Consider the following 25,282-nt stretch of genomic DNA (forward strand, 5'->3'; position numbering starts at 1 on the left):
GTATGGCGGATTGGCTGTAGGGGTCTCGGCATGGGGGAATGTTCCACGTCCGCCGCAGGTGTCGGCGGCGGGAATTCAGCCGGGAAAGGGCCCCCATGGATCTCAGGTACGAGGCGTTCTGCTTCGCGGATCCGTTGTTCTTCGACGAGCAGCGTGATACCGGTGTGCCTGAGTCCGACTTCGCCGGCGCGCTGCCCGTCCCGGCGTCCGGCTGGGTGTCCGGTGAGCACGGGGTGTGGCGTATGCTTCGGCCCGAAGGGCAGGATTTACCCTTACAGGGCTGGAAGATCCACGTCTCGGCTGGTCTGGACAATGCTGACAGCGTGCTCGCGACGGTGCACGCGCATTGTATCGAGCACGTAGTCGCCTTCAAGCATCTGCGAACCAGGTCGATACTGCTGGCGCGCAATTCGAAATACGCCCCGCGTGAGGGCAGCGGCAAGCTGCTCACCCTTTATCCGGCCGACGAGGACGAACTCGAGCAACTCCTTGTTGATCTTTCGCCGAAGCTCGAGGGCGAGCCGGGGCCGTACATACTCAGTGATCTTCGATATGGTAATGGCCCGCTCTATGTGCGTTACGGCGGATTCGCCGAGTTATGGGTCGAGTCCGCCGGCACGCGGGTCCTGGCCATCCGCCGCCCCGACGGAACGCTGGTCCCGGATAAGCGGGAACCGACGTTCTCGACCCCCGATTGGGTGAAAATTCCGAATTTCCTGGTCCCGCACCTGGCGGCCCGGAAGAGTGGTGATCCGGCCCAGTTCCCCTACCACGTCACCGGCTCCCTGCATTTCTCCAACGGCGGCGGTGTCTACCTCGCCGAGCGCAACGCCGACGGCGAGCGGGTCGTGCTCAAGGAGGCCCGCCCGCACGCCGGCCTCGATGCCCACGGTCTCGACGCCGTCGCCCGGCTGCGCGGCGAGCACGAGGTGCTCACCGCACTGGCCGGCATCCCGGGCATCCCGCGGGCCCACGACCGGTTCATCGTCTGGGAACACCACTTCCTCGAGATGGAGTACATGCCCGGGGTGTCGCTCGGCTCCTGGTTGGCCCGCAACTACCCGCTGACCAGGCGTGACCGTACCGAAGCGGACTTCGCCGAGTACACCGCGCGAGCGCTGGAGCTGCTGGACCGCATCACCGGCATCATCGACCAGGTCCACGAACGCGGTTTCGTCTTCGGCGACCTCCACGGTCTCAACGTCCTCGTCGACATCGAGGCGAACGGACGCGACTTCGGCCAGGTTTCGCTGATCGACTTCGAGCTCTCGGGCAGCGTCGAGGACGGCGGCAGGCGGGCGCTGGGCGCCCCCGGGTTCCGCGCCCCGGCCGATCGCACCGGCTTCGAAATCGACGCGCACGCCCTCGCGGCGTTGCGGCTCTGGCTGTTCCTGCCCTTGAACACGCTGCTCGAGCTGGCCCCGGCGAAGCTGCATGGCCTGGTCGACTTCATCGAGCGGCGCTTCGACCTTCCCGACGGCTACGGCGCGTCGATCCTGCGTGAGCTCGAACCGCGCACCGGCGCGGCCGTCGTCCCACAGCACACCGAGCTCGACCATGAGCGCCCCGACTTCAACGTCGTCCGCAAGTCGATCGCCGAAGCCATCCTGGCCAGCGCCACTCTCGAGCGGTTGGACAGGCTGTTCCCCGGCGACATCGACCAGTTCCGGCTCGGCGGTTCCTGCTTCGGTTTCGGGGCAGCCGGTGTCTTGCACGCGCTGGACGTCACGGGCGCCGGACGGTACCCCGAGCACGAACGCTGGCTGCTCGACTCGGTTCGCCGCAACCCGCCGGCCCGTCCAGGGTTCTACGACGGTTCGTACGGGATCGCGTACGTCCTGGAGAACTTCGGCTACTCCGCCGAAGCATCGGCGCTGCTCAGCGCGTCCGCCGGCCTGGTCGAAACGACCGAGGACCACAGCCTCGAGAGCGGCCTGTCCGGCATCGGCCTCACGTTGCTGCACTTCGCGGTTTCCCGGGGGGACAACGAGTTCGGCCGCCGCGCGTTGGCCATCGGGGTCCGCCTGGCACATCAGCTCGAGATGGCCGCGTCGCCGGGCAAGTTCGCCCGCGCCGGCCTGCTCAGCGGCTGGTCAGGGCCCGCGCTGTTGTTCATCCAGCTCTTCGAGCGGACAGGCGAGCCAGGCTGGCTCTCGTTTGCCGACCAGGCGCTGTGCCGTGACCTCGAAGAGTGCGTCACCGCGGACGACGGTTCGTTGCAGGCGCGCGACGGCGAGAGGCGGACGCTGCCGTATGTCGGTGTCGGCAGCGCGGGCGTGCTCATGGTCATCGAGGAGCTCGCGGCGAAACTTCCCGTGGCACCCGGAGTCGACGCCCGCAGCGTGGACAGCCTGGCCGGCCTGCGGCAAGCCTGCGAAGGCGAGTTCATGGTCTACCCGAGCCTCATGTACGGGCGGGGCGGGCTCATGTCCGCGCTGGCCATGGGCGAGCGACGCGCTCCGGAAAACACGACGTCCGACACTCGCGCGCTGATCGACCGGCACCTGTCCCGGTTGGCCTGGCACGCCGTCCCCTACCACGGCGGACTCGCCTTCCCCGGCAACGAACTGCTGCGGTTGTCGATGGACGTCAACACCGGCGGCGCGGGAGTCCTGCTCTCGCTCGCCGCCACCCTGGACGGAACCGCGGTGCTGCCGTTCTTCGGCGCCGCGCATCCGTCCCCACGAGCCCCCGGTCATTGACGGCCGGTGGAGTTTCACCAACGAAAGGGAACCACCATGGACCTCGTACTCGACCTGCAGGCAATGACCGCTCCCGAAGCGATGGAAGGCCACGAGGGCGGCGGACACGGCGGCGGTCACGGCGGTGCCCAGAGCAACCTGAGCCTGCTCGCCGCGTGCAGCAACAGCACGCTCAGCCTGCTCGCCTGCTGAGTTCGACTGACCAGCTGTAGTCCGGATCAGTAAGGCGCGGGAGCGGCACAGGCCAAGTGCGCCGCTCCCGCGCCTTTGATTCTGCGGTAGTCATGACTCTTTTCGGTAGTTTTCGAGAGGTTTTCACATGTCGGGACCGGGAGATCGGCTGCTGGCCGAGGTAGCCGGCCTCGACCGGTTCCGGCTCGGCCTGACCGTGGTCGTGGCGCTGGTCGCCACCGCAGCCGGGCTGTTGCTCCCCGGCGCGCTGGCGTCGGCCGCGAACGCGGCGATAGCCGGCCGAGGCAGCCTGCCGCAGGTGCTCTGGCTGCTCACGGTGGGCGTCGTGGAAGCCGCCGCCGACATCGTCGGTGGTCTGGTCGCGGTCAAGCTGACCAGCTCGGCGACGGCGTGGCTGCGTCGCAAGCTCTCCGCTCATCTGCTCGCCCTCGGCACGCGCTCTCAGTTCGCCGAAGGCGACGCCCTGAGCCGGCTCACCGTCGACTGCCTCAACGCGGGCGGCGTGTCGGCGCTGTTCGTCCAGCTCGGGTGTTCGGTCCTGCTGTCGTCCGGCGCGATCGTGTTGCTGGCGTTGCTCGACTGGCGCCTGGCCGTGGTTTTTGTCGCCAGCGTGCCGCTCGCGCTGTTTCTGGCCCGCAGCCATCTGCGGGCCACGGCCACCGATGTCCTGAGCTACCAACGGGTTTCCGGTGAGCTGTCGGCCAGGCTGCTGGACGCGGTCGCCGGGCTGCGCACGATCGCCACGTCCGGGATCGCCGATCGCGAGTCCGCCCGGGTGCTGCGTCCGCTGCCGGAACTCAACCTCGCCGGACGCGGAATCTGGCGCACCCAAGCACGCATGGTCTGGCGGGCCGGTCTGCTGCTGCCCGCGGTCGAGGTCGCCGTGCTGGTCGCGGCCGGGTTCGGGCTCGCGGCCGGTCGGCTCGGCGTCGGCGACGTCCTCGCAGTGCTCGGCTACGTGGCGCTCGGGATGAACATGGTGTCCCAGATCCCAGTGCTGACAACACTTTCCCGCGCACGTTCGTGTGCGGAGCGGATCGCCGAGGTGCTCGAAGAGCCGATCCCGGAGACGGGCACGCGAAGCGTCCGCCACGGCGGCGGCACGATCGAACTGCGACACGTGTCCGTGGCGGGGGAGCTCGAAGAGCTTGACCTGACCGTCACGGGCGGCACGTATCTAGCCGTTGTCGGCCGTTCGGGCTCGGGGAAATCGGCGCTGGCAAGCGTCCTTGGCGGGCTTCGGGCGCCAAGGAGCGGGCAGGTGCTGCTCGATGGCGCACTCATGTCGAGACTGCGTCCAGAGGAACTCCGCGCCGTCATCGGCTACGCGTTCGAGCGGCCGGCGCTGCTCGGCGCCACGGTATCCGACGCGGTCGGCTACGGCTCGTGGGCGGGCGACACGGCCGTTCGCACGGCGTGCCGGCTGGCGCAGGTGCACGACGTCGTCGTCCGCCTGCCGGACGGCTACCACACGCCGTTGACCGAAACCCCGTTGTCCGGCGGGGAAGCGCAACGCCTCGGGCTGGCGCGGGCGCTCGTGCACAACCCGCGCGTCCTCATCCTCGACGACGCGACGGCGAGCCTCGACACCGTCACGGAAGCGGCTGTCGAGCACGCGATCGACACGGCGTTGCCCGGCCGTACCCGGATCGTCGTCACCCGCCGCACGACCACCGCGGCGAGGGCGGACATGGTGGCGTGGCTGGAGGACGGGCGGGTCCGGGCCGTCGCGCCGCACGACGCGCTGTGGCGGGAACCGGCGTACCGCAAGGTGTTCACCGAGGACGAGACGTGAAGGGCCTGTCCGGGCTGTATGTGACGGCGTTGGCCGAGCAGTGGCGCGGCGGGCTCGTCCTGCTGGGCTGCTCGGTGTTGGAGAGCGTGCCCGCGTTCTTCTCGGGACGGCTGGTGGAACTCGCCGTCGACCGGGGTTTCGCCGCGGGCAAGACGTCGGCGGGAGTGGGCTGGCTGGCCGTGTTCGGGTTGGTCGCGGTGGTCGGCGCGCTGGGTTCGCGGCTCGTCTGGCACCAGCTTGGCAAGGTCATCGAGCCGATGCGGGATGTGCTCGTCACGGCTGTCGTGCGGGGGGTTCTGCACGATCCGACGCCGCCGCGGAACACCCCGGACGCCAGCGGCGTCGCCCGGATCACCCAGCACGTCGAGATCGTCCGTGATGCCACCGGCGGTCTGTTGGTGCAGGCCAGGGGCATGGTCGTGACCATGGTCGCGGCGATGGCCGGGCTGTTCAGCGTCGCCGGTTCGCTGGCCTGGCTGGTGGCTGTGCCTGTCGTCGGTTCGCTCGCACTGTTCGCCTGCCTGCTGCCGACCCTTGCCCGGCGGCAGCGGATCGCGGTGCTGGCCGACGAGCGCACGGCTGAGATCGCGGGCACGACGTTGGTCGGGATGCGTGACGTCGTCGCGTGCGGTGCCGAACCGATCGCGAGCATGGAGATCTTCGACGCCGTCGACAGGCAGGCCGCGGCCGCGACGGCGATGGCGCGTTCGACGGCGCTGCGGACCGTGGTGATCACCGTCGGCGGGTTCCTGCCGCTGTTGCTGTCGCTGCTGATCGCGCCGGGCATGGTCGCGTCGGGGACGCTGACCGCCGGAGCCGCACTCGGCGCGCTGGTCTACCTGGCCACCACCCTGCAGCCGGCGTTGCGCGGGCTCGCCGCGACGGCCGGGACGGTCATCCTGCGGCTGCTCGTGGCGTTGCGGCGGCTCGCGGAGACGACCGAAGTACCCGACGCGGTCGACGGACACGCTGTGCCTTCCGACGCGCGGATGACCGTCCGCGGGTTGACGTTCGGCTGGGGCGCCGGCGCTGAACCGGTTGTCCGGGGGCTCGACCTCGACCTCTCGCCGGGGGAGCATCTGGCGGTCGTGGGGCCGAGCGGAATCGGCAAATCGACACTGTCCGGGCTGCTCACGGGGTTGCTGGCGCCGCAGGAAGGGCAGGTGCTGCTGGGCGGTGTGCCGGTGCGGGACGTGCCGGCGGACGTGCGGCACCGGCTCGTCGCGTTGATCCCGCAGGAGGCGTATGTCTTCGCGGGAACCGTCCGCGAGAACCTCGCGCTGCTGACGCCGTCCGCGTCGGACGCCCAGTTGCTCGCTGCGGCCGAAGCCGTCGGCGCGGGCCGGTTGATCGAGCGTCTCGGCGGGCTGTCCGGGGAAGTCGGGCATGGAGGCGAAGGCGTCTCGGCGTCCGACGCGCAGCTGCTGGCGTTGGCGCGGGTCTACGTCGGGCCGGCGCGGATCGTCGTCCTCGACGAAGCGACGTCGAACCTCGACCCGGGCGCGGAAGCGTTGGCAGAGCGGGCTTTCGCCGCGCGTGGCGGAGTGCTCGTCGTCATCGCGCACCGCCTGTCGTCCGCGTTGCGCGCGGGCCGCGTCCTCGTCATGGACGGCCAGGAAACCTCGCTGGGCGACCACCCCACCCTCCTCACCATCTCCCCCCGCTACGCCGCCCTAATGTCCGCCTGGACCACCCCCACTCCCACCACCGTCTAACGCAACTCGACGGCGAGTTGCGATGCTTAGCGTGCGCAAGGACCGCAAGTCGCCGTCGAGTTGTGGGTGCCGGGGCGGCGGGGGTTAGGGACGGAGGAGTTCCAGGGAGGCGCGGAGGGGGCCGGCGAGGGGTTTGGGGCGGCGGGTCTTCCGGTCGACGAACACGTGCACGAAGTGGCCTTCCGCGATGACCTCCGCCCGGTCCTCGCGGTGGATGCCGATCTCGTAGCGGACGCTGGACTTCCCGAGATGCGCCACCCGCAGCCCGATGGCCAGTGTCTCCGGGAACGCGACCGAGCCGTGGTAGTTGCAGTGCGACTCCACACACAGCCCGATCGTGTCCCCGTTCTCGATGTCGAGGCCGCCGCGCTCGATCAGCCAGGTGTTGATCACGGTGTCCATCAGCGAGTAGTGGACGACGTTGTTGACATGCCCGTAGACGTCGTTGTCCTTCCAGCGCAACGGAACCAGCTGCCAATGCGGATACGTCACCAGAGCTCCACCGAATCGCGCAGGATCTTCGCCAAGTCCTCTTCGGACGCTTCACGTGGAGCAGTGGCGAGCAGTCGCTGCTGTTTGAGCGTGCCCTGCACCAGTTCGTCCACATCGGACTCCCGGAAGCCGGCCGCGCCGATCCCGTTGGGGATGCCGATCTCCCGCATCAGGTTCATCAGCACCACGGGCAGGTGCTCGGCGGCATCGCCGGGCCACTCCAGATCCGGTGCCAGCAGCCGGGCGACGTGCTCGTGCCGCTTCGGCGCGGCCTCGTAGGTGAATCGGAACGCGGCCGGCGCGGTGAGCGAAACCGCCATCCCGTGCGGCACCATCGACTCCTCGTCGGGGTAGCCCGCTGGATGGAAGTCACGGACCTGACCGGCGATCGGATACGCGTTCGCGTGCGGGATGTGCACGCCGGCGTTGCCGAACCCGAGCCCGGCGAACGTCGCGGCGAGCGCCATCGCCTCGCGAGCCCGCATGTCCTCGCCGTTCGCGACGGCCGCCGGCAGCGCCCACGACAGCAGCCGCAGCGACTGCTCGGCGAACATATCGGCCAGCGGGTTCGCACCGCAGTAGGGCACCCGCTCTTCGGGCCGCTTGCGGTCGAACTCGGTGTACGGCTTGGCCGTGTAGCTCTCGGCCGCATGACAGAGAATGTCCATTCCGCTGGCCGCGGTGACCCCCGCCGGCTGGCTGACCGTCAGCCGCGGATCGACAACGGCGAGCGTCGGCCGCAGCCGCAGATGGCTGATCCCGCTCTTCACTCTCAGTGACAGAACGTCGAGCACGCAGACCGTGGTGCTTTCCGAGCCCGTGCCGGTCGTCGTCGGTACCGCGACGAGCGGCTTGAGCGGCAACGCCGGCGCGCGGCCGCCGCCGACCGGCGCGTTGACGTAGTCCATCAGCTCGCCTTCGTTGCTGGTCAGCAGGTTGGCGGCCTTCGCGGTGTCGATGCTCGACCCGCCGCCGACGGCGACGAACGCGTCCCACGGCCCGCTGCCGCGCGCGAAGTCGACGGCCTTCTGCATGCTGACGTCCGTCGGCTCGACGTGGACGTCGTCGAAGACCTCGACCTCCAGCCCGTACCCGGCGATGCCCTCGGCGATCCGGGCCGGCCAGCCGGTCGCGGCGACCCGCGGGTCGGTGATCACCAACACCCGGCGGGCCCCGTAGCCGAGGAGGTCGTACCCGATTTCGTCGCTCGATCCCGGCCCGTATTTCAAGGCCGGGGCCCCATATGTGAAGACAGTTTCACGTTCGTTGGCCGAGGTCACTGTGCTGTTTCTCCCTCGCTCAAGTGTGCTGACAACGGTCAAAACCGACTTTCCCCCGGAGATACCGTGATTAAGGGAAAGATCACTTGACTGGACTAATCGCCGCCCGCGAAGCTTCGCGGTATTACACATCAAGTGGGGTCGTCCGTCGCCCAGACGGGCGTACGCGTCCTGGCCGAGGCTGGGATCCAACGCGTCTATGCAGTGTTGGGCGAGTCGTTCCTCGAGCTGCTCGACGCGCTGCAGCGCGAGCCGTCGATCGCGGTTGTCGCCGCCCGCAGCGACAGTGGTGCCTCGTTCATGGCGGAGGCCGACGGCAAGCTCACCGAACAGCCCGCGGTGCTGCTGGCGAGCCGCGGACCGGGGGCGGCGAACCTGGCGATCGGCGTGCAGACCGCGTATCAGGACGAAACGCCCATGGTGGTCCTGCTGGAGACGCCGCCGTCGACCCCGGTGGTCACTGGCGGTCACCCCACGAGCGATCTGACGGCGATGTTCGAGCCGCTTGCGAAGTGGACGGCGCTGGCCGAGGAGCCCGACGACGTCCCCGGGCTGCTCGTCGAGGCACTGCTCATCGCGCGGTCCGGGAGGCCCGGCCCGGCGGTGCTCGGCGTGCCGAGTGACGCGTGGGGAGTGCCGTTCGACTCCGAGAGGCCGGTCGCTTCGGCCCGGCCACCTGTCATCGGCGGGCTCGGGCGTTCGGCGGACGCCGTGGCGCAGCTCGTCGACGAAGCCCGCTACCCGGTGGTCATCGTCGGCGGCCGGGCGCGTTCGGCCAGGGAGGAGCTGATCGGTGCCGCGGACGAGCTGGGCCTGTCCGTCTACACCGCGTTCCGCAGGCAGGACGCCTTCCCCGAGAACCACGCGCGCTACGCCGGACATCTCGGCCTCGGCATCCCGCCCCGGCAGCTCGACGCGCTGGAACGCGCCGACCTGGTGCTCGCGCTCGGCGCCCAGCTCGATGAGGTCACCACACAGTCCTACCGCTATCCCACGGCGGCGCAAACCCTGGTCATGGTCGGCACCGGGCTCCCGGAGCTCGGCAGCAGGCGCGGGCTGACCTTCCGGGTGGAGTCCGAGGTCGAGCCGTTCGTCAAGGAACTGCGAGCCCTCGCGACGCCGCGCGAGCGGCGCGCCGCGTCGGCCGCCAACGCGGCTGTCCACACGTTCATGACCCCACCGGACACCAGCCGCAACACCCGTATCCACCCCGCCGATGTGGTCCGCGTGCTGCGGAAACTCGCCCCCGAGGACACGATCGTCGCCAGCGACGCCGGCAACTTCGCGCAGTTCGTCCACCGTTACTGGTGCTTCACCGCGCCGCGCAGCCAGCTCGGCCCGAGCAACGCGGCGATGGGGTACGCGGTGCCCGCGGCGGTGGCCGCGAAGCTCGCCGAACCGCGGCGGACGGTGGTGGCGATGGTCGGTGACGGCGGCACGCTGACGACCGGCCAGGAGATCGAGACGGCCGTTCGCTACCGCACGCCGGTCATCGTGATCGTCTTCCAGAGCGGCCTCCACGGCCCGTTCGCCGTGCACCAGGCGAAAGCGCACGGACGGCTATCGGGGGTGTCCGCCGGGCTCGTGGACTTCGCGTCGTGGGCGCGCGGGCTCGGCGCGGCGGGGTACACCGTCGACGACCGTGAGGAGCTCGAGCCGATCATCACCAGCGCGCTGGTCCGCCAGCGACCGTGTGTCATCGACGTTCGCACGGACCCCGACGTCGTCACTCCGGACGTCCGCCTGAGCACCCTGCTTGCCGCGAGCCGTCCCGCTCGTCGGGAGTAGCCGGCCGGCTCGACACATCCCGGCACAGTTCTCAGCAGAAATTCAGAAACTGCCCACTTTGTGAGTTTTTGGTGTGGCAAACAGGGTTTTCTCGCCGGATCCTGGCGTCCGGGGTGGCCCTCAGGTACCGTCGCGGAGGTATGCAGAGTTGGCACAGTGCCCCTGCCCGGACGGAAATGTATTTTCGTCGACGCGCCTTCACCGCCGGATCGCGTCTTTGGTGATCACGAAATTGCTCTTCCCCCGATAATTTGAGGTGTACATGCCGGCAACCGAAACCCCTGTGCGGCCCGCGAAACCGATCATCTCCGGCACGACTTCGCTGCCGGAACACGTAACGGTCAAGGTTTTCGTCCTGTTACCGGTGGTCGCGCTCGCCGTTGCCGTGCCCTTCGCCTGGGGCTGGGGGCTGAGTTGGCTGGACATCGGCATCGGGGTCTTCTTCTTCGCCCTCACCGGACTCGGCGTCACCGCGGGTTTCCACCGGTACTTCACGCACGGCTCGTTCAAGGCCAAGCGTCCACTGCGGATCGCGCTGGCGGTGGCGGGCAACATGGCCGCGCAGGGCCCGGTCATCATGTGGGTCGCCGACCACCGGCGGCACCACGCGTTCTCCGACCGGGTCGGCGACCCGCACTCCCCGTGGTTGTTCGGTACCAGTCCGGCGGCACTCGCCAAGGGCTTCTGGCACGCCCACATGGGCTGGCTGTTCGAGCGTGAGGTGACCAACGCCGAGCGCTTCGCACCGGACCTGCTTGCCGACCGTGACCTGCGGATAGTCGACAAACTGTTCCCGCTGTGGGTCGCGGTGACCTTCCTGCTGCCCGGGGTCGTGGGCGGGCTCATCACCTGGTCGGTCTGGGGCGGGGTGACCGCGGTCTTCTGGGCCGGGATCGTCCGGGTCGGACTGCTTCACCACGTCACGTGGTCAGTGAACTCCATCTGCCATATGATTGGGGAGCGTCCGTTCGCCAGTCGTGACAAAGCTGCGAACTTCTGGCCGCTGGCAATCCTGTCCTTCGGCGAATCGTGGCACAATCTGCATCACGCCGACCCGACCTGCGCTCGACATGGCGTGCTGCGGGGGCAGCTAGACATCTCCGCGCGACTGATTTGGATCTTCGAGAAGTTCGGCTGGGCCACCCAGGTCCGCTGGCCGACACCCACCCGCTTGAGCCGGATCACCGCGGATCGTTAGACAGTCAAGACTAAGGGGCAGATATGGCCGAGGACACAACGCGGCACGAGAAGACCAACTCCCCTTCGGGGGTGTCGCCGATCGTATTCAGCGCGGTCACCGAGACACACGACACGGCTATCGTGGCCACCGATCGCGACGCGATGAAGCGCTCTCCGTTCGGGGCCGGTGTGGCCGCCTCCGGGGCAACCGGCGAGTAACTAGTGTTGCCAGTCCCGAGGCCGCCGGGTGTGCCTGGCAGGGTGAGTCGGGTTGTCTCCTACCCCCGACCTGTGCTTTACTTCCGGCGGTCTCAGTTTTTGTGTTCGTGTTAGCTCACGCTCGCAAGGCTTAGCGGGCGTAGTGTCTCCTCCGATCGCGAGGAAGCAAACCGTCTGATATTCGACCCGGGTTGCTGAAGTGGCTTCCTCGTTTTGTTTGTTACATATGGAGACTTTTTATGACTGAGGGCACCGTGAAGTGGTTCAACTCCGAGAAGGGGTTTGGCTTCATCACTCCCGACAACGGCGGCGGCGACGTCTTCGTTCACTACAGCGAGATCCAGGGCAACGGGTTCCGTAGCCTCGAAGAGAACGCGCGCGTCTCGTTCGAAATCGGCCAGGGCGCCAAGGGCCCCCAGGCCACCGCGGTCAACGTGATCTGAGTCAGCGTCACGTTTTCAGCTTTGTGAAGAGGCCGTCACCCGATCGGGGTGGCGGCCTCTTTCGTACACTCCCGAGCATGACCCAGACCAGCTACACCGTCACCGGGATGAGCTGCGGCCACTGCGCCCAGTCCGTCACCGAAGAGCTCACCGGACTCGCCGGTGTGTCCGAAGTCACCGTCGAGGTAGCCACCGGTGAAGTCCTGGTGACCAGCGAATCCCCGCTCGCCGAGGACGAAGTCCGCGCCGCCGTCGAAGAAGCCGGTTACCAACTCGCCGTTCTCGTCTCCTGACTCGCGATCTCCACCCGGGTCTCCACCCCTCGATGGTCCCGATCCACCCCGCTTGATTCCTACTGTTCTCGCCATGGACAAAAACGAACTGATCCGGCTGGCGGCGAACAGGGCACAGGAATCTCTGCAGGGGGGCAAGCTGAAGGGCAAGGCGTGGATCGCGATAGCGGTCGCCGGAGTGGTGCTGCTACTCGGTTTCCTCGCGTATCGGCTGATTCTGATCGAACTGGTGACCCGGCTCAGCGATCATCACTGACGGGTCCGTGGTGAGATCGGCTGATGGGTGAGCGAAAGGGCATGCGGCGGCCGCTGCTGCCGGACACGATCGCGCCCGGCTGGCTCGTCGTACAGGTGCTCGGCACGCTGTTCATCGCGGCGACCCTGATCACCACGCCCGAAAGCTCGCCGTCGGTCTGGACCTGCTACGCGGTGAGCGCGGCGGGCTGGGTTGTTTTCGTGGTCACGGAACAACGTTGGCCGAGATTCGGGGCGGGCCTGCTCGGCGTCGCGGCGGTGCTGCCCGCCGTGGCGCTGGGCTCTGCCGCAGACTCGTCCGCGCTGATCCTGGCCGTCATCATGCTCGGCCGGTTCGCCACGCTCGTGTCGCCGAGTGTCGTGGCGATCACGCTGATCAGCGTCGTCGACATGGCGTTGGCGTTCGCGCCGTTCTTCGCCGGCCGATCTTCGGGCTGGGAGGCGCTGGGCAACGCTTCCCTGATGCTGGTGCTGGTCCTCTTCGGACTCAACCGGCGGCAGTACGAGGTCCAGGCCACCCAAACCGAGCTGCTGCTCGAGCAGACGCGCCGCGCGCAGACCGAGCAGGCGCGGGCCGCCGCGCTCGACGAGCGCACCCGCATCGCCCGCGAGATCCACGACGTCCTCGCGCATTCCCTTGGGGCACTGGGGGTTCAGCTCGAACTCGCCGAGGCGTTGCTCAGCGAGTCGCAGGACGTCGACGCCGCGTTGGTGACGATCCGGCGGTCGCGCCGGCTCGCCGCGGACGGGCTTGCCGAAGCACGCAACGCGGTCGTCGCGCTCCGCCGGGACGTGCCGTCGCTGACCGACGCGCTCGAAGCACTTGCGGACGGCCACCGCGGGGACCATCAAGTGGCCGTGCACTTCACCCCGGCAGGGGCAGCGCATCCGGTGTCTTCGGGGGCAACGGTGTCGCTCGTCGCCACGGCCAGGGAGGCGCTGACCAACGCGGCGAAGCACTCCCCGGGAGCCGAAATCACGATGTCGCTCGACTTCTCCCCGGAAGCCGTCCGGCTGCGCGTGCGCAATGACCTGCAGGAAGGGTCCGCTACGACGCCCTCGCCCGGCTATGGCCTGGCAGGCATGCGAGAGCGGCTGGCCCTCGCGGGTGGGACCCTGACTTCGGGGCGCGCCGATGGCGCCTGGGAAGTGACAGCGGAGGTCGTGCGGTGATCAGGGTGGTGGTGGTCGACGACCAGCAGGTGATGCGAGAGGGCCTGGTGGCGCTGCTCGGCCTGCTCGACGATGTCGACGTCGTGGGTTCGGCCGGTGACGGCCGGCAGGCGGTCGACCTGCTCGACGGCGTCAGGGCCGACGTCGTCCTGATGGACCTGCGCATGCCGGTGCTCGACGGCGTCGAGGCGACCCGGCGCATCACGTGCGACCATCCGGAGACCGCCGTGATCGTGCTGACCACCTATGCCGACGACGAGTCCATCGCCGGGGCGTTGCGGGCCGGCGCGCGCGGCTACCTGACGAAGGACGCCGGTCGCGCGGAGATCGCGGCGGCCATGCGGTCGGCGGTCGCCGGCCAGTCCACCTTCGCCGCGACGGTGTCCGGCCGGCTGGTCGCCGCGCTGGAAGCCACGGTGTCCAACGGCTTGGCACCGAAAGCATCGAAAGCACTGCAAGCACCGAAGCCGAAGGTCGAGCTCCCGGACGGCCTGACCGCCCGGGAAGCGGAGGTGCTGGGGCTGATCGCCGCCGGGCTGAACAATCCCGAAATCGCCGCCGACCTGTTCATCGGCGAGGCCACGGTCAAGACACACATCAACAACGCGTTCGCGAAGATCGGCGTGCGCAATCGTGCGGAGGCGGTGCGCTACGCGTTACGACACGAACTCGGACAGGGCTGATCGGGTTACGCCGAGGCTTCAAACCGGTCCCAGCCGTGGTGTCGCTGGCTGGGTCGATCCCGACTCGGCTACCTTTCACCCCGTAAACAGGGGAGGTCTGCCGACATGACGAGCACTGCCACGCGGCCGGGGGCGCCGGGAGGCCCTCGGCCACCAGCGGGTCCGGGTCCGCAGCCGCCAGCCGCGGGGAACGAGCCGCAGGGCGGGCGCGAGCGGACCGGGATCGCCGGTCTGCTGGACCTGCCGGCCACCGCCGTGCGCGGGATCATCCGGTCGTCCGCGACGACCCCGGGCCGGCTGTCCGTGATCGCCGTCGGGCTCGTCCTGCTCATCCTGGTGACCGGGGTGGTGGCCACGGTCTCCGTGCAGGGCAAGAAGAACACCATCAACGACCTGATCGACCAGCGGGAACCGCTGGCCGCGGCCGCGCAGCAGGTGTACCGCTCGCTGTCCGACGCCGACGCGACGTCGGCGAGCGCGTTCCTGTCCACCGGGACCGAGCCGCCGGCCCTTCGCCAGCGTTACGAGCAGGACGTGGCGGAGGCCGGCGCCGCGTTGGCCAAGTCCGCGTCGGACTCCGCGGGCGTGGCCAACGCGGCCGCCCAGGTCAACATCCTCAGCCAGCAGGTCCCCGTCTACACCGGGCTGGTCGAGACGGCGCGGGCCAACAACCGGCAGGGCTTCCCGGCCGGCGCGTCCTACCTGCGCGAGGCGTCCGAGCTGATGCGCGTCAAGATCCTGCCGGCCGCGCAGGACCTGTACCGGATCGACACCGACCGCCTCTCCGCCGAACAGGACGAGGCCAACGGCTTCCCGTGGTGGACGCTGCTGCTCGTGCTCCTGTCGCTCGCCGCGCTGGTGGTCACGCAGGTGTACCTCACACGCAAGACCAACCGCGTGCTGAACGTCGGGCTGGTGGTCGCCACCGGCGCCGTCGTCCTCGGCCTGCTGTGGAGCTCGGTCGGGCTCATCGTGCAGAGCGTGCTCGTCGACAGCGGGCAATCGAGCGGAAGCCACCAGGTGGACGTCCTGGTCCGCACCCGCATCGCGGCGCTGCAAGCCAGAGCCGACGAGACGCTGACCCTCGTGGCGCGCGGTGACGGTGCCACGTACGAACAGGACTTCCAGGGGCTCGCGGCGCAGCTGGTCGGCAAGGACGGCAAGAGCGGCCTGCTCGGCGAGGCACAGGGGCTCGCCGCCGGCGGCGGGCCGTCGCAGCAGGTCGACGCCGCGATCCGGGACGCCGACGCCTGGCTCACGGCTCACACCCAGGTCCGGCTGCTCGACGACGGTGGCGAGTACCAGGCTGCCGTCGACAACGCCGTCGACGCCACGAAACCGGACGGCGCCGCCGGCGCGTTCGGCCGCCTGGACGGCAACCTGGTGTCCGCGATCACGGTCGGGCGCCAAGGATTTCTGGACGAGACCCGGGGCGCCGACCGCGCGCTGACCGCGCTCGCGCCCGGACTCGCGGTACTCGCCGTGGTCGCCGCGGCCGGCGCGACGATCGGGATCCGCGAACGGCTGAGGGAGTACCGGTGAGCAGGAAGAAGCGCGCTGCGCGGATGGTCGTCCTGGCCGCCGTCGCGATGCTCACGGTGGCGTGCGGCAACGCGGGGGTGCCGACGGACCCGGCGCCGGTCGGGGCGGTCTCGCCGCCGCAGCCGGCGGACGTCGGCGGGGCCGACAAGACCAGCAGCGGCACGACGGTGAACACCTGCAACGCGCTGGCCAGCCAGCGGCCGACCAACGGCACGTCCGTGCTGAACGGTTCGACGATGGAGAAGATCAAGGAACGCGGGAAGCTGATCGCCGGCGTCGACCAGACGACGTTCCTGTTCGGGTTTCGCAACCCCACCACGGGCACGCTCGAAGGCTTCGACATCGACATGGTCAAGGCGGTGGCGAAGGCCATCTTCGGCAGCGACGACTCGAAGTACATCCAGTTCAAGGCGATCTCGTCGCAGCAGCGCGTGCCAGTGCTGCAGAAACATTCCGTCGACATCGTGGTCCGGACCTACAGCATCACCTGCGACAGGCTGAAGGACATCGACTTCTCCACGGTGTACTACGTCTCGGGGCAGCGGATCCTGGTCACCGGCAACTCGCCCGTCGCCAAGCTCACGGATCTCGCCGGCAAGCGGGTCTGCGCCACCAAGGAATCCACCTCGCTGACGAAGATCGAATCCGATCCGTCGAAGCCGGTCCCGGTGTCGGTGGACAACTGGTCGGACTGCCTGGTGATGCTGCAGCAGGGACAGGTCGCCGCGGTGTCGACCGACGACGTCATCCTGGCAGGCATGGCCGCCCAGGACCCGACACTGAAGATCGTCGGCGACCCGTTCACCGAAGAGGACTACGGGATCGGGATCCCCAAGGGTGAGGACGACATGGTGCAGTTCGTCAACGCCGTGCTCGAACACGTGCGCAGCGACGGGCCGTGGCAGTCGAGTTACCAGCGCTGGATCCAGCCGCGGCTACCGGGCTTGAGCCCGCCGCAGGCGCAGTACAAGTAGCGGCGCGGCAGGTTTTCGCGTTCACGGCCTAGGATCATGTACGGGATTTGTCGCGGGAAGCTCGGGAGGTAGCTGTGTCGGAGGAGTCACGCCGTCCTCGGCACGCGGCGCCGGACGAAACGGGGGCAGCCGAGTCAGCCGAGGCCACTCCGTGGACACCGCCGCCGTTTCGCTGGGAGTCAGGGGAGGCCGAGCCTTCGGTGTCCGGTGAGATCGCGGAGGCCAAGGAGGAGCCCGTCGACGAGCCCGGCACCGGCTGGACCAGGTCGCCGAACGTGCTGAGGGGCACTTCGGAGCCCGCCGCGCCGCCCGCTGCTCCGCCGCCCGCCGCGCAGCCGCCTGTCGCCGAGCGCACGGTGTACCAGCAGCCCGTCCGTCCGCCCGTGGCCCCACGCAACCGGCCGTACGCGCCGCAGCAGCAAGGCTTCCCGCCGCAGCAGCCGCCTCAACAGCAGCAGCCCCAGTCACAGCCACCGCAGCCGCCTCAACAGCAGCAGCCACCGCAGCAGCGACCCCCGCAGTCGCAGTTCGCCGATCTGCCGACGCTGCGGCCAGGCGAGTTCCCGGTCGTCGCGCCGCCGAACCAGCCCTATCGGGAAGCGCCCAGCGACCCGCAGCCGACCAGTGTCCTGTCCTCGCCGACGCCGGAGACGCAGAGCATCATGCCGCCTGCGCCGCTGGCGGTCGGCTCCGACGTGGCGCTGCCCGACCCCGGCACCGAAAGCGTGCTCCCGGATCGGGGCACTGGTTCTGGGCCGGTCACGGGGACCGGTAGCGGCAGCCAGGGGACCGGAGTGGGAACCGGCTCCGGGACAGGCTCGGGCTCGTTCCCGGGCACCGGGCGCCGGACGTCGTCGCGCACGTCGCGTCGTGGCCGGCTCGGCGCCGGGCTGGTCGACGTGCCGCGGGTGCCGTATCTCGACCCCGCGTCGGCGGTACTCAAAAACCCGATGGTGTCGGAGGAAAAGCGCTTCTGCAGCAGCTGTTCGACGAAGGTCGGGCGCGGCGCCGGAGGCGAACCCGGCGATCCCGAAGGCGTGTGCGAGAAGTGCGGGACCCCGTTCTCGTTCGTCCCGAAGCTCAGTCCGAAGGAGATCGTCGGTGGCCAGTACAAGGTCCTCGGTGCGCTCGCGTACGGCGGTCTCGGCTGGATTTACCTTGCACAGGACGGAAACGTCAGCAACCGCTGGGTCGTCCTCAAAGGACTGATCGACACCGGTGACGAGACCGCGATGGCGGCCGCGGCGAACGAGCAGCGCTTCCTCGCCGAGGTCGAGCACCCGAATATCGTCAAGATCCACAACTTCGTCCAGCACCTGGACGCGAAGACGGGCAACTCCGTCGGCTACATCGTGATGGAGTACGTCGGCGGTCAGTCGCTGCGTCAGCTCGCGCTCGCGCACCACCGGGAGACCAAGCGCCCCGAACCGCTGCCGATCAGCCAGGTCATCGCGTACGGGCTGGAGATCCTGCCCGCCATGGGGTATCTGCACGGGCAGCAGCTGCTGTACTGCGACCTCAAGCCCGACAACGTGATCCAGACCCACGAGCAGCTCAAGCTGATCGACCTCGGCGCGGTGCGCCGCATGGACGACTACGAAAGCCCGCTGTTCTTCACCACCGGGTATAGCGCGCCGGAGCTGGCGAAGCAGGGTGCTTCGGTGGCGTCGGACCTGTACACCGTCGGCCGCACGCTGGCCGTGCTGAGCTTCGAGTTCACCGGGTACACCACCAAGTACAAGGCGGCCCTGCCGGCGCCGAACGAGATCCCGCTCTTCTCGCTTTTCGGTTCCTACTACCGGTTCCTGAAGCGCTCGACGCATGTGGACCCGGATCGCCGGTTCATTTCCGCCGAGGACATGGCCGACCAGCTCACCGGGGTGCTGCGCGAGATCATGGCGCTCGGCACCGGCGAGCCGCGCCCTGGCGCGTCGACCGTATTCGGGCCGGAGAGCCGTACTTTCGGCGTCGACATGGTCGTGCCGGAGCCCGGCAAGAGCGTTCCGCTGCCGGACGCGCGCGAAGTCGTCATGGGCCTGCCGGTGCCGCAGGCCGACACCGACGACCCGGCGGCGGGTGTGCTCGCGACGTTGACCTCGGCCGATCCACGGGAGGCGATCGAGTCGCTGGCCGGTGCGCCGCGCGAGTCGATCGAGGTCCGGCTGCGCATCGTGCGTGCGCGGATCGAGCTGGGCGAGTTCGCCGAGGCCCAGCGGCAGCTGCAGGCCGCGCAGTACCTCGCGATCAAGGCAGGTTTCCCGCACGACTGGCGGATCGACTGGTACCGGGGGCTGATCGAGCTCGCCGGTGGCCGTTCGCGTGTCGCGCACGTGGCGTTCGAGTCGGCCTACGACGAGCTGCCCGGCGAGATCGCCCCCAAGCTGGCGCTCGCCGTCAGCGCTGAGGGCGTCGGCGACTACTTCGGCGCAGCCCGGTACTACGAACTGGTCTGGCGCACCGATCACACCTACGTCAGCGCGGCGTTCGGCCTGGCCCGGGTGTATCTCGCGCAGGGAGCACGTGCGGGCGCGATCGAGGTGCTGGAGTCGGTGGCGCAGTCCTCGACCCATTTCGTCGCGGCGCAGGTGGCCGCGATCAAGATCAAGACGCGGCTCAGCGGGCCCAAGGAGACCACGCCGATCGCGGAGCGCGATCTGGTGGAAGCCGGCGTCCGCCTGGAGCGGCTGGCACTCGACGCCGAACGGCGCACCAGGTTGTCCGCCGAGGTCCTCGAGGCGGCACACTCGTGGGTGCGGGCCTCGGGGAACAAGGCACAGACCAGCTCGAAAGTGCTCGGGTGCGCGCTGGCCGAACGTGACCTGCGCCTCGGGCTCGAACGCTGCTACCGCACGCTGGCCAGGCTGGCCGGTACGACGGACCAACGTGTCGAGCTCGTCGACCGGGCCAACGCCATCCGCCCCCGCACGCTGACGTGACGCTACGCTCGGTGGTGTGAGCGGATCGAGGGGAAACGCAGGTGCCTGAGGAGTTCTCGCTGGCTTTGACCGAGGTGGCGGTGGCCGTCGAACGTGCCGGCCTGCCACCGAACTGGCGTCCGTTCGAAATCCCCAGCGTGGGATTCACCGTGGACGAGCACGTCAAGGCCCATACGGACGCCTGGGACGCGCTCTGTCGGCGGGGCTTGGCCAGGGGCGACAAGCTGGACCTCGACGTCGAAGACACCCTGCGCACCTGGACACAGCCGGACGTGCTGATCAACGTCCGAGCCGCGGAACTCGTCGACCAGCGGCACGTCTACTACCGAGCTGCGTCCGCGAAGGGCCTCGGCGTGTTCTCGGAGCACAACGCCGACGGCGGCATCCTGTTCACCCAGGTCAGAGCCGAGCGGCTCGTCGACATGGTCGTCGGCGCTTTGCCGCACTACAACCCCGTCCCCCTGCGCGAACTGGTGACCGTCAGCGGCACCCCCACGCCAGAGCGGGACCTTTCCGACGAAAGCCTCATCAGCGCCCGCCGCCCCCGCAACACCGTCTCGGACAAGGAAGCCATCGCACGGTTCGCCGCCTGGCCCCTGCACCGCCACGGCTCGGTGGAACTGTCCGTCAAGCAGGGCCTCGGCACCCTGCACCACGTCGGCTCGGTGCAGTTCCTCGACACCGACGGCGGCCGGTTCCTGACCTTCACCGACAACCTCCCCGGCGGCGAAACCCGCTACCGCTTCGTCCCGTCCGACGGCTCCCACCTGCGCCGATGGCTACACGACAGCATCGCCGACGACCGCAGGTGACTCACCGACTTGTCGACCCGAACGAGGACCTGTGAACCGCCGATGCCTGGTCGCGGTGGCGCCGTTCTTTCTCGTCGCCTTCGCTGGTTGCACAAGTACGGTCAGTGGTCAGCCCAATCCTGCAGTCGTCAGCAGCAGTGCAACCACTCCGGCACCTGGCAGCTCAGTGTCCGACCCGTTCGCGGGAATCGATCTGTGCTCCCTTGTCGATCAAGCCGTCGCTGGTCAGGGCTTTCCTGCTGTGCAGCCCAACGCTGATTTCGTCGCTTCTGGTAGGCGGGAGTGCGAAACCAAGAAACCCGAATTCGGAACCGTTGGTATTCAAGTCCAGGTTGGCGCGACGTTCGATAAAGACTTACCTGCGGGTAGTACAGGTAGGTCTGGTCATCTCAATGGGCGTCCATTCATCCAGGCCACGAATATTCTTGGCACTCTCGATGGCTGTGACATCGTGATGGAGGTCAAGCCGAACTCAAGGGCGATTGTGGGTGTCACGTTGTCGACGGGTACGACCGACGACGCTTGCACTTACGTCGGGCAGTTCGCTACCAAGGTCGAGCCGTTGTTGCCGAAGGTCCGCTGAGAGAGAGTTGCAGGTGTGCCCCAGGCCTTCAAGTGACACGGGTACTCCTCGACGCGCCTACGAGTACGGGTGTCAAGGTGCTCTGTGTGCAGCATACAACGTGGCAACATACTATTCATGCAGGTCAGGGCCGGTAAGTATCTCGTCCGTGGTCACAGGGGCGATGAAGCGATCGCCAGTTTCGTTGCCTCGCTCTGGCTTCGAATCGACACAGTGGAGAGTCTGACTGCCGGTTTCGTCACCTTCGCCGATGACCTCGTGGATGGCGGAATTCGCTACCCACTTGTCTCGTCAGAGTGCTCCCACCTGCGTCGATAGCTCCATGAGGCGATAACCTGTGACCGCAGGTGACAGCTGTCTGGAGGGAACCACTGACACGCCCCGTGCGTCACCATTACAGTGAACGTGTCGCCACGCGGGGTGGTCGACGACGGGAGGGGCAGGTATGGCTGAGACCGGCGCACACTTCGACGGACCGGCGACGGTAGTTCCTCCGGCTGCTGGTGACGCCGCACTCAACTTTCTCACCGACTTCGGCAACGCATCCCCGACTGACACCGCCCAAGCGCAGCGGATCAGCCAGGCTGGGCAGCAGATGAAGTCCTTGGCTCTGAGCGGCGGCTTCGCCATCAGCCAGGAGGGCTTCGACCGCTACAAGAAGGCTTGTACCGATTTTCTGGACGGCTACACGGACGTCGTTCACGACCTTGGGACCGTTGCCTATCCGGCTCCGATGGGGTCAAGCCCCTACGCCTACCAGGTGGCGAATTTCAACGTAAAGGTTGCCGGCGGTGACGATCAATCGCTCATCCCCAACTTGAATCTGATGAAGAGTGGCGTCGAACAAGCCCTTGAGGCGTTGGAGATAGCTCGCAAAAGTTACTCCGAGGCCGACGAAGCCCACAATCAGTCTCTCACCAAGCTGAATGGGGATCTGTGAACCGCCGGAACCGTCTTACTGTTGCGGTGTTCGTGCCGCTCGCTGTTGCTGTCCTGGCAAGCTGCACCAGTACAGTCAATGGGCAGCCCAATCCCGAGTCTTCCAGTAGCGGCCCTACAACGTCTGCGAGTTCCAACACGGGCGACCCGTTCGCGGGGCTGAGCACTTGTGTGCTCGTCGATCAGGCCGTTGCGGGGCAAGGCTTCCCCCCCTCGCAGCCTGATCCCGTAATCGACCCGAGTAGGCGACAGTGCGGAACCAAGAAGCCAGGCTTTGGAAATATTGGCATGGAGCTCCAGGCTGGCCAGCCATACAACACGAATTTGCCGGCCAACGGCACTCGTACTGAAGGCGACATCAGTGGTCGCCCGTCCGTCCAGCTGCAGAACACTGTCAGTGGTGAGGGTGGTTGCGACGTGGTGATGGAGGTCAAGCCCAACTCTAGGGTCATCGTCCTTGCAACTCTGTCAACGGGAACGACAGCCCAAGCCTGTGATTTTGTTGGTCAGGTCGCGACTAAAATCGAGCGTTTGTTGCCGAAGAACAACTGAGGGGGAGTTCAGCCGTGACTCAGCCGAAGCCGGAGCAGCGCAAGTACGAAGCGGACGTCTACGGCGATGCCTACAATGCCCAGGCGAAGCCGCCGCCGCAGTTGTCCCCTGAGGACAAGGCCAGCGAGCACGACTCCGCGACCAAGGTGGCCGAGCAGGCTGCGTCTCAGTACTCGGTCTCCCAGAGCGACCAACTGCTGAAGAACAACGTGACACGGGGCGACGGCCCGGCACCGGATGCCAACTACGCCGCGTACTCGCACGAACAGCTTCACGACATGGTGAACACCAACCTCACTGTTGGAACCATCGACGAGTACGGCCGTATCATGAACAAGCTCGGCAATTTCCTTGCCAGCACGTCCGATGCTTTCACGGGCGCGACGAGTGCCAGTCAGGCTGATTGGCAGGGGCCGGCGGCGGAGCAGGCTCATGGGTTTTTCGCCTCTACTGGTAACTATGCGGCGCAGGCGAGTGACGCTGCGGGGTTGAGTTCGAACCACTACTCGCAGCAGGCTGCCGCTGCTGGTCACGCGCAGACGGCTATGCCTCCGCCCACGGGGTTCGATCAGAAGGCCGCGATGGACAAGGCCACTCAGCAGTTGACCTCTGGCGACCTGATGGCAGGGGCCAACACCATTAACGCGATTCCTGCGCAGCAGGCGAAGGCTGACGCTGCGCATGCGCAGGCTGTGCAGGTCATGCATGACATGGACTCGACGTACCACACAACGGCGGGTACTCAGCCCGCGCTGAGCCCGCCGCCCCCGATCAATCAGGACGGGCAGACGACGGCGAGTAGTGCGAGCACCAGCATGGTTGGTGGCGGAGGCAACGGCGGTGGCAGCTTCGGCGGCACCGGTGGCGGTGGTGCTGGCGGTGGTGCGGTTGGTGGCCAGGGTGGGTTCAACCCGGCCGGCGGGCTTGGGGGTAGCTCGGGTGGCGGATCCAGCCTTGGTGCGGGTGCGTCCAGCGGCGGGTTCAACGGGTCGAACGCGCCGACGGGTGGGTTCCGTGGGCCGGGCGGCGGGTTTACGCCTGGTGGTGGCATACGGCCTGCTGGCGACCTGTCGATGATGCCGGGCGGCGGTGGTGGCGGCGCGGGTTCGGGCCAGGACATCGTCCGGAGCGGCAAGAGTCCGGGGTCCGGGTTCGCAGGGTCTCGGGTTTCTGGTGGCGGCGCCAAGTCCGGGGTCGGAGCCACCGAGGAACAGCTTGGGAACGGCAAGAGCAGCGGTGCCGGAAAGGCCGGCGGCGCGGCAGGTGAGCGCGTGGCGCCTGGTGGGTCGGCGGCGAGTGCCAAGGCTGGTGCGAACGGTGCTTCCGGAGCCGGCGGTGGCGGCAAGAAGAAGGAAGAGGACAAGGAGCACCAGAGCAAGTACGACCTTTCCGAGGATGCCGAAGAGGTCTTCGGGCTCAACGCGGAGCGCGGACCTGATGGCGAGGTCATCGCCCCGCCGACCATCGGAGGCTAGCTTCACGGGCGGTCGGTGAGCTCGTCGAAGTACGTCAGTTCGACGTCGGCGACCCGGCCCTCCCGGATGAGCGCGCGCCCGGCTGAGGCGTAACTGCAGTCCCGCTGCGGTCGGAGTACCAGGTGAGGGCATGTGGTGTGCCGTCCTCGTCCTGGAATTCGATGCCTCAGCTCGACACGCTGGATGGCTGCTGTAACTGAGCGACCTGCCCAACATCACCTTGCAAATTTTGCCTACAGCGCACGAGGCCCCCGCGATGTCCGCCGAGCAGCCCGAGTCCACCTGGCGGAAGTCCAGCTTCAGCGGGAACGACACCAACTGCGTCGGGGTCGGCAGCGGCAGCGAGGTCGTCGGTGTCCGCGACACCAAAGACCCCCACGGCGGCACCCTGCTCATCGCCCGCGACGCCTTCGCCGCCTTCCTCCGCGCGAGCGTCGCCTAGCTGGTCGGGTCTCGTGAGCGTTCCGGCCGGTTCTATCCAGGTTCTAAGCGGCCGGAACACTCACGAGTCTCAGGCGTCAAGGGTTGATGTCCCAGGAGCGTTCGACCTTCTGGCGGGCGGCGCTCAGGGTCTTCAGGGCGTCGGCGTCACCGTGGGTCGTGAAGTGTTCGAAGTCCACGATCACGAACAGTGCCCGCGCGCGGACTGCTAGTGGGCCGTCCGGCGCGTTGAGGCGGCCGTCGGCGCTGGCGTAGATCTTCCGGCCGGCCATGCCGTCGAGTTTCGCGGTGATGTACAGGGTCGAGCCGACCGGGACCGGGCGTTTGAAGTCCGTTTCCAGCCGTCCGGTCACCGCGGGCCGCCGCATCATGTTGCCGACCGCCGAGCCGAGCGCCTCGTCGAACGCGCACGCCAGGAGGCCGCCGTGGGCGAGTCCCGGCGCGCCCTGGTGGGCGGCGGTGACGACGAACTCCGACTGCACGGTCTCCTGCTCACCGACGGTCGACCGCAGGTGGAGCCCGCCCTCAAGATTGTCACCGCACCCGAAGCACTCATGGAAGTGAACGCCCAGTTCGCTGCCCGGCGCGGGGGCTTTCGGATGTGCCACCGCCGGCTCGACATCCACCGGTGGCCACGGCTGCGCAGATCTGGTCATGGCTTGACGCTAACCCGCCGCCTCACGCACCGGAGCACCGGCGTCACCCCCGGTGAAAAGCCACCCAGGAAAGATCTTGTAAGAAAATTTCTGTTCTGCCGATTATTCCCCAATGAGAAACACTAGGGTCGACGACTTGATCCAACGACCTGTCTGATCAGCG

General features: G+C 68.0%; 24 protein-coding genes. 21 read left to right on the forward strand and 3 right to left on the reverse strand.

Annotated features, from left to right (window positions below; translation table 11 throughout):
* Window positions 1-95 precede the first annotated feature (95 nt).
* The 4 genes from lanKC to JWQ81_RS27760 all read left to right on the forward strand — a co-directional run bounded on the left by lanKC (window position 96) and on the right by JWQ81_RS27760 (window position 6,404).
* Window positions 96-2,702, forward strand: coding sequence for a class III lanthionine synthetase LanKC (gene lanKC, locus JWQ81_RS27745; protein ID WP_297546072.1), 2,607 nt, complete (start codon window positions 96-98; stop codon window positions 2,700-2,702).
* Between the two features lie 36 nt (window positions 2,703-2,738).
* Window positions 2,739-2,894, forward strand: a complete 156-nt coding sequence (locus JWQ81_RS27750; protein WP_297546074.1) for a SapB/AmfS family lanthipeptide — start codon at window positions 2,739-2,741, stop codon at window positions 2,892-2,894.
* A gap of 127 nt (window positions 2,895-3,021) precedes the next feature.
* Window positions 3,022-4,689: an ABC transporter ATP-binding protein gene (locus JWQ81_RS27755; RefSeq protein ID WP_297546075.1), complete on the forward strand. Its 1,668-nt coding sequence runs from the start codon at window positions 3,022-3,024 to the stop codon at window positions 4,687-4,689.
* Window positions 4,686-6,404 carry an ABC transporter ATP-binding protein gene (locus JWQ81_RS27760; RefSeq protein WP_297546077.1) on the forward strand — a complete coding sequence of 573 codons (1,719 nt, stop codon included), beginning with the start codon at window positions 4,686-4,688 and terminating at the stop codon, window positions 6,402-6,404. Before JWQ81_RS27755 ends, JWQ81_RS27760 begins: the two co-directional genes overlap by 4 nt.
* Before the next feature lie 84 nt (window positions 6,405-6,488).
* Here the strand turns inward: JWQ81_RS27760 and JWQ81_RS27765 are convergent, their stop codons facing one another.
* Together JWQ81_RS27765 and JWQ81_RS27770 are read right to left on the reverse strand one after the other, a co-directional pair.
* Complete coding sequence (locus JWQ81_RS27765) at window positions 6,489-6,896, reverse strand: thioesterase family protein (protein ID WP_297546079.1); 408 nt, start codon at window positions 6,894-6,896, stop codon at window positions 6,489-6,491.
* Window positions 6,893-8,176, reverse strand: coding sequence for a hydroxyacid-oxoacid transhydrogenase (locus JWQ81_RS27770; RefSeq protein ID WP_297546081.1), 1,284 nt, complete (start codon window positions 8,174-8,176; stop codon window positions 6,893-6,895). Before JWQ81_RS27770 ends, JWQ81_RS27765 begins: the two co-directional genes overlap by 4 nt.
* A gap of 135 nt (window positions 8,177-8,311) precedes the next feature.
* On the opposite strand from JWQ81_RS27770, the gene JWQ81_RS27775 reads away from it, so the two are divergent.
* The 17 genes from JWQ81_RS27775 to JWQ81_RS27855 all read left to right on the forward strand — a co-directional run bounded on the left by JWQ81_RS27775 (window position 8,312) and on the right by JWQ81_RS27855 (window position 24,464).
* Window positions 8,312-9,964, forward strand: a complete 1,653-nt coding sequence (locus tag JWQ81_RS27775) for a thiamine pyrophosphate-dependent enzyme (RefSeq protein WP_297546083.1) — start codon at window positions 8,312-8,314, stop codon at window positions 9,962-9,964.
* A 262-nt stretch (window positions 9,965-10,226) separates the two neighbouring features.
* Window positions 10,227-11,162 (forward strand): fatty acid desaturase, encoded by a 936-nt coding sequence (locus JWQ81_RS27780; RefSeq protein ID WP_297546085.1) that lies wholly within the window; start codon window positions 10,227-10,229, stop codon window positions 11,160-11,162.
* Window positions 11,163-11,185: 23 nt separating this feature from the next.
* On the forward strand, window positions 11,186-11,362 hold the full coding sequence (locus JWQ81_RS27785) for a hypothetical protein (RefSeq protein WP_297546087.1): 177 nt from the start codon (window positions 11,186-11,188) through the stop codon (window positions 11,360-11,362).
* Window positions 11,363-11,601: 239 nt separating this feature from the next.
* Window positions 11,602-11,805: a cold-shock protein gene (locus JWQ81_RS27790; RefSeq protein WP_297546089.1), complete on the forward strand. Its 204-nt coding sequence runs from the start codon at window positions 11,602-11,604 to the stop codon at window positions 11,803-11,805.
* Window positions 11,806-11,882: 77 nt separating this feature from the next.
* Window positions 11,883-12,098: a heavy-metal-associated domain-containing protein gene (locus JWQ81_RS27795; RefSeq protein ID WP_297546091.1), complete on the forward strand. Its 216-nt coding sequence runs from the start codon at window positions 11,883-11,885 to the stop codon at window positions 12,096-12,098.
* A 73-nt stretch (window positions 12,099-12,171) separates the two neighbouring features.
* On the forward strand, window positions 12,172-12,354 hold the full coding sequence (locus tag JWQ81_RS27800) for a hypothetical protein (protein ID WP_297546093.1): 183 nt from the start codon (window positions 12,172-12,174) through the stop codon (window positions 12,352-12,354).
* A gap of 23 nt (window positions 12,355-12,377) precedes the next feature.
* Window positions 12,378-13,526, forward strand: coding sequence for a histidine kinase (locus tag JWQ81_RS27805; protein WP_297546095.1), 1,149 nt, complete (start codon window positions 12,378-12,380; stop codon window positions 13,524-13,526).
* Window positions 13,523-14,209 (forward strand): response regulator transcription factor, encoded by a 687-nt coding sequence (locus JWQ81_RS27810; RefSeq protein WP_297546096.1) that lies wholly within the window; start codon window positions 13,523-13,525, stop codon window positions 14,207-14,209. Before JWQ81_RS27805 ends, JWQ81_RS27810 begins: the two co-directional genes overlap by 4 nt.
* Before the next feature lie 105 nt (window positions 14,210-14,314).
* A complete protein-coding gene (locus JWQ81_RS27815; RefSeq protein WP_297546098.1) occupies window positions 14,315-15,751 on the forward strand; it encodes a hypothetical protein in 1,437 nt (478 codons plus the stop codon).
* Window positions 15,752-15,774: 23 nt separating this feature from the next.
* Complete coding sequence (locus JWQ81_RS27820) at window positions 15,775-16,725, forward strand: glutamate ABC transporter substrate-binding protein (RefSeq protein ID WP_297546399.1); 951 nt, start codon at window positions 15,775-15,777, stop codon at window positions 16,723-16,725.
* Between the two features lie 545 nt (window positions 16,726-17,270).
* Complete coding sequence (locus JWQ81_RS27825; RefSeq protein WP_297546401.1) at window positions 17,271-19,661, forward strand: serine/threonine-protein kinase; 2,391 nt, start codon at window positions 17,271-17,273, stop codon at window positions 19,659-19,661.
* A 41-nt stretch (window positions 19,662-19,702) separates the two neighbouring features.
* The gene (locus JWQ81_RS27830; RefSeq protein ID WP_297546100.1) at window positions 19,703-20,473 is read left to right on the forward strand and encodes an ESX secretion-associated protein EspG; all 771 of its coding nucleotides are present in this window, start codon (window positions 19,703-19,705) and stop codon (window positions 20,471-20,473) included.
* A 31-nt stretch (window positions 20,474-20,504) separates the two neighbouring features.
* Window positions 20,505-21,056: a hypothetical protein gene (locus JWQ81_RS27835; RefSeq protein WP_297546102.1), complete on the forward strand. Its 552-nt coding sequence runs from the start codon at window positions 20,505-20,507 to the stop codon at window positions 21,054-21,056.
* Window positions 21,057-21,501: 445 nt separating this feature from the next.
* Complete coding sequence (locus JWQ81_RS27840) at window positions 21,502-21,996, forward strand: hypothetical protein (protein ID WP_297546104.1); 495 nt, start codon at window positions 21,502-21,504, stop codon at window positions 21,994-21,996.
* Between the two features lie 32 nt (window positions 21,997-22,028).
* Window positions 22,029-22,547: a DUF3558 family protein gene (locus JWQ81_RS27845; protein WP_297546402.1), complete on the forward strand. Its 519-nt coding sequence runs from the start codon at window positions 22,029-22,031 to the stop codon at window positions 22,545-22,547.
* Window positions 22,548-22,561: 14 nt separating this feature from the next.
* Window positions 22,562-24,022: a hypothetical protein gene (locus JWQ81_RS27850; RefSeq protein ID WP_297546106.1), complete on the forward strand. Its 1,461-nt coding sequence runs from the start codon at window positions 22,562-22,564 to the stop codon at window positions 24,020-24,022.
* 229 nt (window positions 24,023-24,251) lie between these two features.
* Window positions 24,252-24,464, forward strand: a complete 213-nt coding sequence (locus JWQ81_RS27855; RefSeq protein ID WP_366942343.1) for a DUF397 domain-containing protein — start codon at window positions 24,252-24,254, stop codon at window positions 24,462-24,464.
* Window positions 24,465-24,540: 76 nt separating this feature from the next.
* On the opposite strand, the gene JWQ81_RS27860 is transcribed toward JWQ81_RS27855, so the two are convergent.
* A complete protein-coding gene (locus JWQ81_RS27860) occupies window positions 24,541-25,119 on the reverse strand; it encodes a PaaI family thioesterase (protein WP_297546108.1) in 579 nt (192 codons plus the stop codon).
* Window positions 25,120-25,282 lie beyond the last annotated feature (163 nt).

It is taken from the genome of Amycolatopsis sp. (genome assembly GCF_025464955.1).
Lineage (GTDB): Bacteria > Actinomycetota > Actinomycetes > Mycobacteriales > Pseudonocardiaceae > Amycolatopsis.

Excerpts from the sequence above, each read along its gene's own strand:
- JWQ81_RS27790 (WP_297546089.1), top strand. The coding sequence starts at position 11,602 with ATGACTGAGGGCACCGTGAAGTGGTTCAACTCCGAGAAGGGGTTTGGC.
- JWQ81_RS27785 (WP_297546087.1), top strand. The coding sequence starts at position 11,186 with ATGGCCGAGGACACAACGCGGCACGAGAAGACCAACTCCCCTTCGGGG.
- JWQ81_RS27805 (WP_297546095.1), top strand. The coding sequence starts at position 12,378 with ATGGGTGAGCGAAAGGGCATGCGGCGGCCGCTGCTGCCGGACACGATC.
- JWQ81_RS27815 (WP_297546098.1), top strand. The coding sequence starts at position 14,315 with ATGACGAGCACTGCCACGCGGCCGGGGGCGCCGGGAGGCCCTCGGCCA.
- JWQ81_RS27860 (WP_297546108.1), bottom strand. The coding sequence starts at position 25,119 with ATGACCAGATCTGCGCAGCCGTGGCCACCGGTGGATGTCGAGCCGGCG.
- lanKC (WP_297546072.1), top strand. The coding sequence starts at position 96 with ATGGATCTCAGGTACGAGGCGTTCTGCTTCGCGGATCCGTTGTTCTTC.
- JWQ81_RS27780 (WP_297546085.1), top strand. The coding sequence starts at position 10,227 with ATGCCGGCAACCGAAACCCCTGTGCGGCCCGCGAAACCGATCATCTCC.
- JWQ81_RS27840 (WP_297546104.1), top strand. The coding sequence starts at position 21,502 with ATGGCTGAGACCGGCGCACACTTCGACGGACCGGCGACGGTAGTTCCT.
- JWQ81_RS27750 (WP_297546074.1), top strand. The coding sequence starts at position 2,739 with ATGGACCTCGTACTCGACCTGCAGGCAATGACCGCTCCCGAAGCGATG.
- JWQ81_RS27800 (WP_297546093.1), top strand. The coding sequence starts at position 12,172 with ATGGACAAAAACGAACTGATCCGGCTGGCGGCGAACAGGGCACAGGAA.
- JWQ81_RS27820 (WP_297546399.1), top strand. The coding sequence starts at position 15,775 with ATGGTCGTCCTGGCCGCCGTCGCGATGCTCACGGTGGCGTGCGGCAAC.
- JWQ81_RS27755 (WP_297546075.1), top strand. The coding sequence starts at position 3,022 with ATGTCGGGACCGGGAGATCGGCTGCTGGCCGAGGTAGCCGGCCTCGAC.
- JWQ81_RS27795 (WP_297546091.1), top strand. The coding sequence starts at position 11,883 with ATGACCCAGACCAGCTACACCGTCACCGGGATGAGCTGCGGCCACTGC.